Genomic DNA, 13762 nt, shown 5'->3' on the forward strand with positions numbered 1-13762 from the left:
ATAATAACCCAGAAATGCCTGAAAGGGCATAATGTTGAAATATCTTCGAGGCACTCAGAGGCCTTTTCAGGTATTGACACAATCTGTCAATACCTGAAAATCGACTTTTACGCCAGACGATTTATTTCTCCATTTGTCGATTCTACGCAATCAGAGCCCTATTGAACAGCTAGGCCAGGCTGAACAATCAAGGCGCTAAAAGGGTTTAAAGACGAGAGCGAGGGGGCAAGAAGGGAAAACATCGAAATAATTCGTATTTTTAAGGCATGATTTTACGGACAGAGAATTTAGTCAAGAAATACGGCCAACGATTAGTGAATGATCACATTTCGTACCAGGTGGCGCAAGGGGAGATTGTGGGTTTGTTGGGGCCAAATGGCGCGGGTAAAACGACTTCCTTCTACATCGCTACGGGTTTGGTGAAGCCGAATGAGGGGAAGGTGTTCTTGGATGATTTGGACGTGACGGACTTGCCTATGTATAAGAGGGCAAGGCTTGGAATCGGGTATTTAGCGCAGGAGGCGTCGGTTTTTAGGACGCTGAGTGTGGAGGAAAATATTCAGGCGGTGTTAGAGATGACGGATTTGTCGAAGGCGGCGCAGAAAGAGAAGGTGGAGAGTCTTTTGGAGGAGTTTTCTTTAACGCATGTGCGGAAGAGTTTAGGTCAGGTGCTTTCTGGGGGTGAGAGGAGAAGAACGGAGATTGCGAGGGCGCTGGCGGTGGATCCTAAGTTTATTCTGTTGGATGAGCCGTTTGCGGGGGTCGATCCGATCGCGGTAGAGGAGATTCAGACGATTGTGTCGAAGTTAAAATACCGGAATATTGGGATTTTGATTACGGATCATAATGTGGATGAGACGCTATCGATTACGGATAGGGCTTATTTGCTTTTTGAGGGAAAGATATTGAAGGCGGGGACGCCACGAGAATTAGCGGATGACGAACAAGTTCGTCGTTTGTATTTAGGTAAGAACTTTAAGTTAAGAGAAAATCAGCGATGAAAAAGGAGACGATTGCGGTACATGGGAGTCATTTGAAGGATGAGACGGCGGGGGCGATTGCGGCGCCGGTGTTTTTGACGACGACTTTTGAACGGGCTTTGGACGGAACGTATCCGAAAGGTCACATGTATTCTCGCAACTCGAATCCGAACCGCACAGCACTTGAAAAAGGCCTGGCGGCCTTAGAAGGGGCGTCGCGAGGCTTCGCCTTCGGCTCAGGCCTCGCCGCCGTCAACGCTGTCTTCCAATGCCTACAATCCGGTGACCATATTTTAATGCCAGAAGTGGGTTATTATGCCTCCTACAAACTGGCGGAAGAGATTTTGGGTCCCTGGGGACTAGAAGTGACGCAGGTGGATATGACGGATTTGGCACAGGTAGAAAAAGCGGTACAAAAAAACACAAAGCTCATCTGGGCGGAGACACCGGCGAATCCAATGCTAAGCATAACGGATATTGAAGGCTTGTCAGTCATTGCTAAAAAACACGGACTTAAATTAGGCGTGGATAATACGATGGGCACACCCGTGCTCCAAAATCCCATCGCTCATGGCGCGGACTTCGTGATGCACGCCACGACGAAGTACATTGGTGGCCATTCGGACATTATGGGTGGGGCAGTGCTGGTAAAAGAGGATGATGAGTGGGCGAAAAGGATTGAACGCGTCCAGATTTTGATGGGGGCGACGCCCAATCCATTGGACTGTTACTTATTAGCGAGGGGTTTGAAGACTTTGCCTTTGAGAATGAGAGAGCACAGTGCGAACGCGTTGGAACTGGCGAAGCGTTTGGAAAAACACCCTAAGGTAGAATTAGTGCATTATCCTGGCCTGGAATCACATCCGCAGTACGCTTTGGCAAAAAAACAGATGCCTCAAGGATTCAGCGGCATGATCGCTTTGCAGGTAAAAACCGGGGAAACAGAAACGAGGGAAATGGCGGGTAAACTGCAGATATTCCAACAAGCGACGAGCTTGGGTGGCGTAGAATCGCTGGTAGAACACCGCAAATCCATTGAAGGACCGCAAAGTACGACACCGGGAAACTTATTGCGTTTCTCGATCGGTTTAGAACATGTAGATGATTTGTGGGCTGACCTAGAACAGGCGCTGGATACTATTTAGAGTTCCTTCTCTAATTTCACCTCGACTTCTTTATTAATTCCTTTCAGTTCGACACGCTGGCGCTTGTAGCCGGATTTCGAAATTGAAAGAAAATTGTATTGCTTTTCGTCGATCTTAATTTCAATGGGGGTTTTCCCCACGAAGTAACCGTTTAATATCACTTCTGCTCCGGCTGGATCCGTTTTGACAGAAATGGTCTTAGTTGCAGGCGCAACGAAAGAACTTAAAGCACTGATTAGCAATACGATAAGAATATTTTTCATGTAGGCTTCGAATTAAGAACTCGAAATTACCTAAAAATAAATGAAATAGCGTTCTGGAACGCTAAAAAAATCTAGTTGCTGATAATTGCAATTGTGCATTCAGTACGTGCTGGTCGAGCACCCATTGGTAATTGCGCATCCAGGCGAAATTTAGTTTTGCGGTGAAGGAATAGGCCTGGATTCTCCTTTGGTAATATCCACCCCACATCAGATCTACCCATTTCGCATCATAGGTTTTAAACGCGTCGTAATAGTAATCCATGTTGTGGGCGTAGCGCTCGATAGAAAAACCGGCGATGGAAGCGGGGCGAACGAAGGCGAGGTCGAAGGTTTGGAGGTTTGATCCGGGACCTATGCCGGCACCTAGCACCTGCCCCTCGTTTGTGTAGCCGTGGCGAACAAAATCATGGCGGTACCAGGGGCCATTATTGCGCACGAGGCGATCAGCGGTCATTTCCATGGTGGTGTTTTCCAAAGCCAGGCGAATATACCGGCCCGAAGACTGTTTGAACACCTTGCGTAAACCTAGGATATAGGCCCTGGAATGCTCCATGGACGTTAACCAATCCCAAAAACTATTCTTGTAATCATTATAGCCTAATTCCCCGTAGAGCTCGACATGGGAGGCCGGAAAAACCCAGCGCACATTCAAGGATGCTAACTGGTCTCTTCGCTTCGCATCCTCCAGCGGAAGATTCTTTTTTTCAAAGGGCAGCAAGAACGGGAAAACATCCGTCAAACCCGATCCCATATCCGAGGTATACAGGTGGAAAGCGCGGGAGAAACCGAGGAATAAGCCAGGCACCCAGCGCGGCTGATAATTCAAGGTGAGGGCAGAAATGTAGCGGGCATCCGTGGATTTAGGCTCTAAATAATTGATGCCGTTGACTATATAATCGGATGCCAAAGGCTGTACCCCAGACCCCTCTAAGCGCCCGCCAATCAGCTGGAATTCGAAAGAGCCCAGGAAGGTTTTTAGCGGTTTGACGCTATTGAATGTCCCGTGCAAGAAGCCTGGGGCATTGTTTGACAGGAGAAGGGAGTTGCGGAAACCCGGACCCCACCAGAGATTCTCGGTGGAAATACCCACAGAGACGGAGCGGGAGGAGAGGCGGAGGGCACTTTGGCCTAAACGAAAACGAGAGTAGGCAGAGGTCCCAAAGCGTTCCGGAATGTCTGTACTATTCCACAAAACTAACATGGGAGCGCGCTGAGGGCCTTGAAGGGAAAAAGTTCCGAAGTCTCGGTTCTCCGCATACACGAATTCCGGCATCAGCTGGAGACTTAGCGCTTTGTATTGGGTAAAAAAACCTGCCGTTAAATAAGTTTGCAAACCTTTCGCCGGGATCATCGCGCCGTCGTTCCATCCCAAGGGGGCGTAGGTATTTAGCTGATTCAGGACAGTGGCGGGTAGCAGACCCTTCGCGGTCGAATCCGAAACCGGCCGTATAGTAAACGAATAAGTGGCCCCGGAGATCAATTGTTGATTGCGGAGACGCTCTTCAGTAAAATCTGGCCGGCCCACGGGAATGGTTTGGGCGTAGATTTGTGCTGTCAGAAAGAAAAAAAACATCTTTTTAAGCATGGACAAATTTAGGGAGGAATGGGCGCAATGTTGTAAATTTGGGCGATAAAGATTTCGATGAACAAAAAGTCCAACCGTTTTGCGCTGATTCGCTATGTGAACGATGCCCTTGTGGTCATTGCGGCCTATTCGCTTGCGCTTTGGAATACGGGGCATATAGATCAATGGAATCCGGCTTTTGGCCTGCTTTCGCTCGTATTGTGGTATTTTGTCTCCTCTTTTTCGAAATTGTATGCGGATAGACGCTCAAATAAGTTTGCGGAGGAGATCATTTTCATCGTTTACCACCTGATTTTATTTACCATTTTGCTCAGTTCCAGTCTCTTCTTTTTGAAGCCGACTGGGGCCTATGATTTCCACTTTTTCGCCTATTTTATTAGCGTTAATTTCCTTTTAGCGGCCATCACCAAATACATTTTACGGAAGAATCGCCACGCTGCTTTTTACCAAGGGCGGATGAATGACGTGGTTTTATTAGTGGGTGCGACCGCCGCGGCGAAGAATTTTTACGATACGGTACAGAAGTATTATTACTACGGTTATAAGGTCGAGGGCCTGATTGATGACGAGATGAACAATATTCCCGGTTGTGATTATTTAGGCAAAATCAGCCAGCTGGACTTGATTTTGAAGTCGCGCTACGTGGACGAAGTCGTGATTGCCTTGCCTACGGACGACTATTCGACCATTCAGCGCTGCATTAGCATTTGTGATTATTACCGGACCAAAGTCCGTATTTTGCCTGACTTCAAACAATATGCGACCTCCTCGGTCAGCATTCAGACGATCGGACAAGTGCCCGTGATGAACGTGGGACGTCTTCCGCTGGATCGTTTGGAGAACCGGATTTTGAAGCGCATTTTCGATGTGACTTTTTCAGTGTTGTTCTTCTTGACTTTTGGCCTACTGCTGCTACCGATTATCGCCTTATTGATTAAGTTGACGTCCAAAGGGCCTGTTTTCTTCAAACAAGAACGCTGGGGACTGAATAATGAGACCTTGATTTGCTATAAATTCCGCACAATGGTGCAGGAAAGTGAGGACGTAGATGCAGAGGGAAATTACCAACAGGCACAGAAAAATGACCCCCGCATTACGCGTATTGGGGCCTTCTTACGCAAGACGAATTTGGATGAAATACCGCAATTTTGGAATGTATTGATCGGCAATATGTCTGTCGTGGGACCGCGTCCGCACCCGACTCCCTTGAATATCGAGTCGATGAATACGGTAGATAATTACATGTTACGCCACATCGTTTTGCCGGGAATCAGCGGCTGGGCGCAGGTAAATGGGTGTAGAGGGGAAACGCGGACGACGGAAGATATGCAGGAACGCGTGGACTTTGATTTGAGTTATATTCACCGCTGGTCGTTTTGGTTAGATTGCCAAATCATCCTCCAGACCGTCATTAACTTCTTCAGGGGCGACCAAAACGCGTACTAATTTTCTGTTGAATGATGAGCGGAATGAACACCGGCGCCTCCACGAAATAGCGTCTAAACATCCGCTTAGGCTCCTGCAAGAAGCGGTAGAACCATTCTAAACCACTCTTTTGCATCCAAAGCGGTGCGCGTTGAATCATCCCTGCGGCCACTTCGAAAGCCCCTCCGATTCCGATGGCAAGACGTGTATCTAATTTCTCCAGATTTTCTGCGATCCAAATATCCTGCTTAGGTGCAGTTAAACTCACCAACAAAATATCGGGCTTCACCGCATTAATCGCTTTGATCATTTCCTCGTTTTCTTCATCCGAAAACACAGCTCTGAACGGCGGCACGAAGGTCCCCACGACCTTCACCCCAGGGTGCTTCGCCTCCATCACCGTTTTTAGCGTTTCGGCCACTCCGGGAGAGGCGCCGAGTAAAAAAATGGAGAAGTTTTTCGAAGCGGCAAACGGAAATATCCGTGGCAACACATCCAAGCCCGTAATGCGTTCTTTAATGGGGTCTCCAAGAAAATTGGAGGCCCATTTCACGGGAACGCCGTCGCAAAGAACGTAATCCGCGTGCTTGTAAATCTCTTGAACGCGCGCTGTCGCGCGCGCCGCCAATATCGAATTCACGGGTGTAATACACACCTGGGCCTTTTCACCCTTTTGAATCACAGCCTCCCAATCACTGAACAATTCGTCCATTGTCAGCGAGGAGACCAGGGTACCTAAAATATCAACTCTATGATGCTGCATCTTGTTCTGGTTCCGGGAAGAAATCCCCTAAAAAATACAAGCCCACCCAGGTCCAGAAGGGGAATGCTCCCATGGGACCCTCTAAAAAGACGTCGAAGCTACCGTTCAACCAAAAGGTGAACAGCACGCAAGAAATCATCAATTGCTGATCGTTCAGTTGCCGTTTAAACATCGGTTTGAACAAACAGAACAGCCAATAACACCACAATAGAAACATCGGCCAGCCGAAGCGCGCTAAAATCGTCAAATTAAAATTATGCGGCGAACGCAAATCATCAATTTCAGTCACCACCTCATCGCTTTCCGCCAAACTCATCCCCAATCCTTTCCCCTGCAACGCATATTCCGGGGTCACGCTATAATCGATAATGTTCGCCCACCAGACCAAGCGCCAAAACTTATTTTCATCCAGCGTCGCATCTTTACTTACCCCAAAAATCGACCCCACATTCTCCACTAATTGCTCCATCCCCACCTTACGCCCTTGGAAGTTTTCTTTCACTTTAATGGACGCATACAGTGGTAACACCATCAACAAAACGATAGGTAAATAGCGCATATATTGCTTGATCAAATCCCGCATCTCCTGGCGCTTCGTAAACACCACAAAAAGCCCTAATCCGATCAAATAAGCCAACATTCCCGAACGAGAATAAGCCGTTATGATCAATAAATTCATCAGAATCGCCACTGCTAACGTAATCTGAAAACGAACCGATCGCTGGTTCAAGTAGAGCATCAATACCAATGAAGAAATCAACAAATGTACCCCCATATCGCCGTATTTGTAGAGTGCGAAGGGAACAGATCCAAAGAGGATGAAGTTCTCGAAGAATTCGGAGAAGTTTTGGAAATAGAAATTCAACAAGGCAAAAAACGGGAACCAGGTATAGATCCAGATAATGTATCCCCACATTTCCTTTCGCAAATCCTTGAACAGAAACACGAAGAAGGCAAACCAAGCATATTGTATCACGAAAGAGTCGCGAATTACATCAAAAAGCGCGTAAGAACGCAATCCCCATCCAATGTAGCCCACCGTAACCGCCAGCAAAAAGGCCAAAATCTTCGTCCGCTTGTCCCAGCCAAAAGCATAGTCCTTGCGCGTTAAAAACAACACGATGAATCCCCCAGCCCACATAGCCTCCGCTAAAAAACTATAAGCAATCCCCTTGTTAAAGAACACATAAAGAGCCATCACGAAGAAATAGGCCTGCAAATAGAGTTTCTTAACGACGTCCATGCGGCAGCTCGTATTTTAGTGACACCTGCCATTGCTGGTTCGTATAATCGGACTTCGTAGACGAATCTGACCATTCTGCGATGTTATCTTCAATCCGTACCCACATGTAATTGTTCACCGAGGTATTTAGATAAGAGGCTCCTAAAAGCAGATTCTTTGTCAAACCGATTTGTGCTTCTACACCAGCCGTTAGATTCACCCAGTAACGATTTGCGTGACCACTTCCATAATATTCATACACATAGAAGTCATTATTTCGGGCAAAACGCTCGAAATTCAGTCGGATTAAACTTCTCCCGCGGTGGTAACTCAGGTAAATCGTTTGACTATTAGATCCAGGACCTATAGAAGCTCCTAGCAATTTACCATTTTGTGTATATCCTTGACGAACCTCGGTACTCGTATACCAGCTATTGTGCAGCGGACCTCCAAAACGATTATCATTATCAATCACTAATCCGGGATCCATCAGCTGTAATTGCGTAAACTCGATGGCTAATTGTAGGTAGGATTTCTTCTTTTTGCCCAAAGGAAATAACTTCCGCCCCCCTAGCACAAAACCCGTCTTCGTAGAATCACCAAAGAAGCTCGCAGGCCCTACCACCTTATCCGGCTGACCTAATTCTGCATAGAACTCAGCGTGGTCTTTAGGCAAGGCGAAACGCAACAAGAAGGCCCCTAGTTGCATTTTAGGATTCTCCACAAAAGGTTTGCCCGGTTGTGGATCCTCATTCGTAAAGTAGTTCTGTTGTGCAAACGAATACCCTAGATAGAAATTAGGCACCCACTTAGGCTGCCAATTCACAATAAATGCTTTCAGCATTCGCACAGAATTATTTTTGTTTTCAATCCCCCCTGGCCAGATCGGTCTGAAGTTTTTGTCTTCCGGAGATAGCATAGTCGGATTCTCCAACATCCCTATTAAACCTTTCCCCTCAAAAGATCCGATGGGAGTGATGACCGGCTTTCTGTTTTGGACGAAATAATGTAAAAAGCCGGAAGCCTCATTCGTCATCATCAAACTATTTCTGAAGCCTGGCCCCCACCAATTGTTCTCCGTTGAAACTCCGGTAGATACATTCCCAAACTTCAATGCGATCCGCGATTGTCCTGGGAAAAAGGTTTTCAAGGGCTCGTAACCAAAATAGCGGTATTGGTCAATGTTGTTGTTGATTAGAAAAAAGATTCTTGTCCAATAATTCCCATCTTGTGGGTTTCCCGCGAACGGAACAGAAGGAGAATTCTCTGCTAACACCCACTCAGGCTGTAAATTGACATCCAAGAATTTCCAAGAGAAATGGACTCCTAGACTCCAGCGTCGCTGAAACCCAACCGAAGGGTACATTGTACCTTGGTTAAAGCTGAGTGGCATTAAATTATTGTTTTGAAGGGTGTGACGGAAAGACAAGCCATGCACTTTAAACTTTTCGCTAGCATTCGTTTCTAGTTCTTGCAAAGCAGAGGTCGAACGAATCATAAAAGACTGATTCTCGTATTTCGATGAATCCTTCCCATTCAATAGTTGCGCATTGCGCTGCAGATCTTGCAAACTAATATCATCCAGTAAAGTCGTCTGAGCGAAGACCGAGCAAGAAAGCAATAAGAGGCCTAGAACGTACTTTACCATAAGAAAATCGTATTAATGAAGGCGTAGACATTCGATTTCGAATGATCTTTTTCCCATAAATAATGGCTGGAATTCACCCATTTCAAATCAGCCGTAAATAAGAGCTTTTTGTAACGATAACCCCCTTGTAAACCATAAGCATAATCATCCCATTTGACTAAACGAGTTCTAACGGCAGATTGACCGGTCTCTAACATCGGATTTTGGGCTACATGCTGAAAAGTAATCCCTATCTTCTTCCAGCCTTGATTCCAGCTGACACCTATCGTTTGCACATTATTACCATGACCAACCCCATTTCCTATGATTTGGTTATTATGCGTAAACCCCTCCGTCACTTGGCTATGTTCGTACCAATTTCCGGCAGAGCGCATTAAATAGGACGGACTCTGCGCCATTTTAGTCGCTTCCCCAAAAACCTCGATAAAGGTTCGGTTATTTAGAGGATGTAATTTCTTAAATCCAATCACCCATGCAGACGAATGAGCCATGTCTAACCATAGGTCACGTAGGTTTTGTTTGGCGTCGTTATAACCAAATTCAGCATACACCTCTGCGTGATTCTTCGGCATCAGCCAACGGGTAGAAAGACTTAAAATCTGGTCTTTGCTGAGCGTATCATCATTATAATCGTTTTTAAACAGATTATTCAATACCGGTAAATAGGTATTCATAAACCTTGCCTCAGGTTTAGCGACATCGTAATTCTGGAAGGCTCTAGAGACAGAGAAGAACACGTTTTTCATAAACCGAGGTTGGTAGGTTAAAACGATTCCATTGTATTGACGGTTTTTAGGTCGGTCCGAAAGGTTTCTTTGTTTCAAAGCAGCATTCTCATAGCCCTGCAAGGAATCACGCGTCATTCGACCTAATATCAATTGAAATTCAAAAGATCCGATGGGTGTTTTCAGAGGACGCGTTGTATTCAAACTGTAGTGGAGAAAACCAGCTGCATTATTCGTCATCAACAGCGAAGAATAATGTCCTGGCCCCCACCAAAGATTCTGATTTGATACTCCCAATGAAATTCCGCCGGCCTCTAATCGAATAGACGACTGCCCTAAACTATAGCGATCGATGGATGGATTTACTTGCCCCCAAGCATCGCTTGTTTCATATTCTGCCGAACCTGTATGTATAAATTCGGGTTTGAACTGAATGTGTAGAATGCTAAATCGAGCATAAATTCCGGCACTCGCTTGCATTTGGTAGCCATTCGAAACGGACATCGCCTGATCGTTCCAGCCGTATGGTCGAGAGGTGTTCAATTTTTGTGATAGGGAAGCTGGTAATAAAATAGCCTGGAAAAGGCCTTTTTTATAGCTCTTGATAGAGTCTTTAGCAGCAGGATCGATCAATCGATACAAATCTTGCATGCTTTGCTTTCCCGTAGAATAAAAGGGCCTAGCCAGCATCGACTGATTCGCATCTACTTTACCTAATAGTTGCAGATTGCGAACTTGTTCATCGATGTCAGAGAAACCGACGGGGATGGCGTTTTGGGCCCATAATGGAGTCCCAAACAAACACAAAACGCAACATAGCGATAGCAAAAACTTCATAAACAAAGTTAGGAATAATCCGGCGCTGAACAAAAAGAAAGGTGGCAGGGAGATATAGTGTGCATTACTAATATAAACTAGTTTATATTAGTAATGCACACTATCAAATCTGTTTCTTAAAAGTGTTAAAAACAACAAATTTAAGAAACAGATAATCACTAATGTAGCTTTATGTAGTGCTTGAACAATTGAACGAGATTCCGAATCTCTTGAAGCAAACTAGATTCTGCATCTCCCTTAGCCAGTGGCAATATATGTTTGTATTTTCTATGTACTTGAAGTAAGGCTGTTAACCAGCCAAGGTGTAAATTACCCAAGGAGAAATGTTCCAGTACCACGTCCTGAATGACTACTACCTTATATCCATTTTCTTGAACAGCTAAGGATATGTCCAAATCGTATCCATGAAATCCTTTTAAAGTCTGATCAAAATGAGCTCCTACCTCTTTTCGCAAAGCCATGAATACACCATCGATCACGGCTACTTCCACTAATTTACCAGCTTCAAACCCTTGATTTTGATCTTCTGTTTGGCCTCCGGGCTTATGCTGTAAAATTCGGATCACCTTTTCGTTTTCTGAGCAATCCCACCAGGCTGAAGGAATGAATGTATGTATTTTAGCACCTGCAACACCAATTAAACCAATAGTAGAATCACTGTTAAAATGACCTAACAACGTTTTACCCCAATCTTGAGTGTGAAAAATTACATCTTCGTGCAGAAATAAACATAACTCTCCGCTACTTTTTTTCAATCCAGTTTCATAGGCTTGTGTAATCGATTCCGCTCCTGAAATAATCTCAAGTTCGAATGGTATGCCAATGGTTTGATTGATATTGGCTACCAATTGATCGCACAATTCTTTATGCTTTGAACAAATAACGATGGATAGCATACTAATCCTTTTGAAGATGGTCAATCCATCGTTTGATTTGCGCACTGAACACATTTTGAGGCAGAATCACTAATTGATATACCACAAACCAAGCCAACGAGAAAACCCCTATTACCAGCAAACGCAACAATAGCGTAGGCACAAAGAGCTTAAACAAGAACACGATTCCCACGTACGGAATCAGACCTAGTAATTGTTGAAAAAAGACCGTCGTGTAATTAGATAACGAAATCTCTTTGCGAGTGAAGAAAACGAAGGCGATGCAAACCGCTAATTCCGTCAACAGAATTGTAATAGCTGCGCCTTCTTCTTTCAGCGTAGGAACTAAAAGGAACGCTAAAATAATACTGATAAACATCCCGATCAGCGCGGAGATGAGAATGGATTTGTCCTTGCCTACGGCGCTGAGGATTTGAAAGCCAAAAATCCCCGACATACTGATAATCAAGATCAGCGGCGCCGTGATTTGCAGCGGTAGGATCGCCCGATCAAAGGCCGTTCCTAGCAAGATATGAATGATCTCCGGCGCACAGGTAACAATTCCTAACACCAAGGGCATCGAAAGGCTAACCAACACATAAAAACACTGTTTCACGAGTAAAACGAAGGCCTCTTTCTCTCCTTTGTGGTATAAACTCACGAGTCCTGGGAACATCGCCACCGAAATAGCGCTCAAGACGCCGATAAACAGGCGGTTTAATTTCAAAGCAGAGGAATAATAACCCACGCTTTCATTGTCTGCTAGAAAGCCTAATAAGATCGTATCGAGCGAGAAATAAACGGAGATCGTGAAGATGGTTAAAAACAACAAAGCCATCGGTTTGATGTGTTTCTTCAGTTCTAGATTAGCGAAAGAAAAACTCGAAAAATCGAGCAAATCCCACAGTCTTTTTCCATTAAATGCGGCTAATATCACGGCTAATCCCACCTGCATCCGGAAATAGTTCACATAGTCATTCGTATTTCGGATGAACAAAAACACGGCGGCGATGAAGCAAAGCCGAATCACGAGGGAACGAATGGCGATGAATTTGAATTGGTTCATTCCGCTGAAGAACCATTCTAATTGGAAGACTTGTAGAATAAAATAGCCCAGCGCCCAAGAGAAAAGGGATTTTTCAGCTGCGAGTTGTGGAACCGCCATAATAAAGACTAGGAAAACAAGACTTAGTAATAATGTACCTAGCGCATTGATGATGAAAATCTCGCTAAAAGTCTTCGTTAATAAGCTGCGATCGCTGGCGGCTTTTGCCACTTCGCGCACCCCGTAAATAGGAATTCCTAGGGCGGCTAATAAAACAAAATACTTAGCAAAACTCTCCGCGAAATTCAAGACCCCTACGTGATCTGGACCCAGCGTACGCGCTAAATACGGGAACGTGATTAGCGGGAATAAAACCTGCGTAATCGCTAATAACACATTATAAAAGACATTTTTCCGGGTCTCCATTAGCGGTAACTCGCGTCCACGATCAGTTTATATAGGTTTCGAATCATCCGCGGGATGCGTTGGATTTTATAGGCCAAAGGCACTCCGTGCACATAGCGACGGTCTAACACGTGAAAATGAAAATCCGAGTCGAAATGTTCTGGATTTTCGGCGGCCATTTGGCGGCAAACGCCCTGCACATAACGAATCTCTTCTAGATTGGTCTTCCCGTTCGAGAACACCCGGTTATCTGTACGAATCGGACGCGCATGCTTCAATTCCACCCCGTGAACTACGGCCGTTTTCGTCTTGCCTATCAAACGTTGAATCGTAGGGATTAAATATACATCGAGTCCCGTACCAGAAATCGAATGCTTGAAATGAGGTCCAGCGGCCTGGAAAACAGCCTCGCTGTAGAAAGGCGACATAATTTCCACCCACCAGGTATCTTGAACCAAATAACCCGGCTTATGGAGGAATTGGCGTAAATTATAGTAAGAATCGTGATTCAAGCTAGGTTGAAATACGTCTAATTTCTCTAAAGTGGCAATGAAAAAGAGCTTGTTCAGATCCGAAACAGAGATGATTTGATCATCGTCTAGAAATCCAATGTATTTCAACGGAGTTGAATGAAGTTTAGCATAAATATGCTGCATCACATCGCCCTTGCATTCTGATTTTAGGGAAATATAGTGCGCCACCGGCATAGGTGCCTCCGCAACAGCACCGCTATAATCGTACAATAACCAATCGAAAGCGGGCTCCACATCGAAATGGATGTGGTCCATGGGGCTAGACTTGCCGTCCCAAGTAATCGCAACGATGGATTTAGGTGTACGCATAT

Annotated in this window: 12 protein-coding genes; 3 read left to right on the forward strand and 9 right to left on the reverse strand. The window is 45.2% G+C overall.

Annotated features, from left to right (window positions below):
* Positions 1 to 266: 266 nt before the first annotated feature.
* Positions 267 to 1001 carry an LPS export ABC transporter ATP-binding protein gene (gene lptB / locus G9X63_RS04065; protein ID WP_130895829.1) on the forward strand — a complete coding sequence of 245 codons (735 nt, stop codon included), beginning with the start codon at positions 267 to 269 and terminating at the stop codon, positions 999 to 1001.
* Complete coding sequence (locus tag G9X63_RS04070) at positions 998 to 2125, forward strand: trans-sulfuration enzyme family protein (RefSeq protein ID WP_252624468.1); 1128 nt, start codon at positions 998 to 1000, stop codon at positions 2123 to 2125. Before lptB ends, G9X63_RS04070 begins: the two co-directional genes overlap by 4 nt.
* Here the strand turns inward: G9X63_RS04070 and G9X63_RS04075 are convergent.
* The gene (locus G9X63_RS04075) at positions 2122 to 2388 is read right to left on the reverse strand and encodes a PEGA domain-containing protein (protein ID WP_130922233.1); all 267 of its coding nucleotides are present in this window, start codon (positions 2386 to 2388) and stop codon (positions 2122 to 2124) included. The genes G9X63_RS04070 and G9X63_RS04075 overlap by 4 nt on opposite strands.
* A 61-nt stretch (positions 2389 to 2449) precedes the next feature.
* Complete coding sequence (locus G9X63_RS04080; RefSeq protein WP_252624469.1) at positions 2450 to 3961, reverse strand: capsule assembly Wzi family protein; 1512 nt, start codon at positions 3959 to 3961, stop codon at positions 2450 to 2452.
* A gap of 69 nt (positions 3962 to 4030) precedes the next feature.
* On the opposite strand from G9X63_RS04080, the gene G9X63_RS04085 reads away from it, so the two are divergent.
* Entirely contained in the window at positions 4031 to 5419 is a 1389-nt protein-coding gene (locus G9X63_RS04085; protein WP_252624470.1) for an undecaprenyl-phosphate glucose phosphotransferase, read from the forward strand.
* Here G9X63_RS04085 and G9X63_RS04090 read toward each other — a convergent pair.
* From G9X63_RS04090 to G9X63_RS04120, 7 genes are all read right to left on the reverse strand, one after another.
* Positions 5394 to 6161: a WecB/TagA/CpsF family glycosyltransferase gene (locus G9X63_RS04090; RefSeq protein ID WP_252624471.1), complete on the reverse strand. Its 768-nt coding sequence runs from the start codon at positions 6159 to 6161 to the stop codon at positions 5394 to 5396. The two genes, G9X63_RS04085 and G9X63_RS04090, sit on opposite strands and share 26 nt — an antisense overlap.
* The gene (locus G9X63_RS04095; protein WP_252624473.1) at positions 6148 to 7404 is read right to left on the reverse strand and encodes an O-antigen ligase family protein; all 1257 of its coding nucleotides are present in this window, start codon (positions 7402 to 7404) and stop codon (positions 6148 to 6150) included. Before G9X63_RS04095 ends, G9X63_RS04090 begins: the two co-directional genes overlap by 14 nt.
* Entirely contained in the window at positions 7391 to 9031 is a 1641-nt protein-coding gene (locus G9X63_RS04100) for a capsule assembly Wzi family protein (RefSeq protein ID WP_252624475.1), read from the reverse strand. Before G9X63_RS04100 ends, G9X63_RS04095 begins: the two co-directional genes overlap by 14 nt.
* Positions 9025 to 10593, reverse strand: coding sequence for a capsule assembly Wzi family protein (locus G9X63_RS04105; protein ID WP_252624477.1), 1569 nt, complete (start codon positions 10591 to 10593; stop codon positions 9025 to 9027). Before G9X63_RS04105 ends, G9X63_RS04100 begins: the two co-directional genes overlap by 7 nt.
* Before the next feature lie 158 nt (positions 10594 to 10751).
* Positions 10752 to 11489 (reverse strand): glycosyltransferase, encoded by a 738-nt coding sequence (locus G9X63_RS04110; protein WP_252624478.1) that lies wholly within the window; start codon positions 11487 to 11489, stop codon positions 10752 to 10754.
* A gap of 1 nt (position 11490) precedes the next feature.
* Complete coding sequence (locus tag G9X63_RS04115) at positions 11491 to 12939, reverse strand: flippase (protein ID WP_252624480.1); 1449 nt, start codon at positions 12937 to 12939, stop codon at positions 11491 to 11493.
* Positions 12939 to 13760 (reverse strand): hypothetical protein, encoded by an 822-nt coding sequence (locus tag G9X63_RS04120; protein ID WP_252624482.1) that lies wholly within the window; start codon positions 13758 to 13760, stop codon positions 12939 to 12941. Before G9X63_RS04120 ends, G9X63_RS04115 begins: the two co-directional genes overlap by 1 nt.
* Between the last annotated feature and the right edge of the window lie 2 nt (positions 13761 to 13762).

Source organism: Aquirufa antheringensis (genome assembly GCF_023921165.1).
Taxonomy (GTDB): domain Bacteria; phylum Bacteroidota; class Bacteroidia; order Cytophagales; family Spirosomataceae; genus Aquirufa; species Aquirufa antheringensis.

Bases quoted from the DNA above. Each gene is read 5' to 3' on its own strand.
- lptB (WP_130895829.1), top strand. From the start codon at position 267: ATGATTTTACGGACAGAGAATTTAGTCAAGAAATACGGCCAACGATTA.
- G9X63_RS04070 (WP_252624468.1), top strand. From the start codon at position 998: ATGAAAAAGGAGACGATTGCGGTACATGGGAGTCATTTGAAGGATGAG.
- G9X63_RS04075 (WP_130922233.1), bottom strand. From the start codon at position 2,388: ATGAAAAATATTCTTATCGTATTGCTAATCAGTGCTTTAAGTTCTTTC.
- G9X63_RS04080 (WP_252624469.1), bottom strand. From the start codon at position 3,961: ATGTTTTTTTTCTTTCTGACAGCACAAATCTACGCCCAAACCATTCCC.
- G9X63_RS04085 (WP_252624470.1), top strand. From the start codon at position 4,031: ATGAACAAAAAGTCCAACCGTTTTGCGCTGATTCGCTATGTGAACGAT.
- G9X63_RS04090 (WP_252624471.1), bottom strand. From the start codon at position 6,161: ATGCAGCATCATAGAGTTGATATTTTAGGTACCCTGGTCTCCTCGCTG.
- G9X63_RS04095 (WP_252624473.1), bottom strand. From the start codon at position 7,404: ATGGACGTCGTTAAGAAACTCTATTTGCAGGCCTATTTCTTCGTGATG.
- G9X63_RS04100 (WP_252624475.1), bottom strand. From the start codon at position 9,031: ATGGTAAAGTACGTTCTAGGCCTCTTATTGCTTTCTTGCTCGGTCTTC.
- G9X63_RS04105 (WP_252624477.1), bottom strand. From the start codon at position 10,593: ATGAAGTTTTTGCTATCGCTATGTTGCGTTTTGTGTTTGTTTGGGACT.
- G9X63_RS04110 (WP_252624478.1), bottom strand. From the start codon at position 11,489: ATGCTATCCATCGTTATTTGTTCAAAGCATAAAGAATTGTGCGATCAA.
- G9X63_RS04115 (WP_252624480.1), bottom strand. From the start codon at position 12,939: ATGGAGACCCGGAAAAATGTCTTTTATAATGTGTTATTAGCGATTACG.
- G9X63_RS04120 (WP_252624482.1), bottom strand. From the start codon at position 13,760: ATGCGTACACCTAAATCCATCGTTGCGATTACTTGGGACGGCAAGTCT.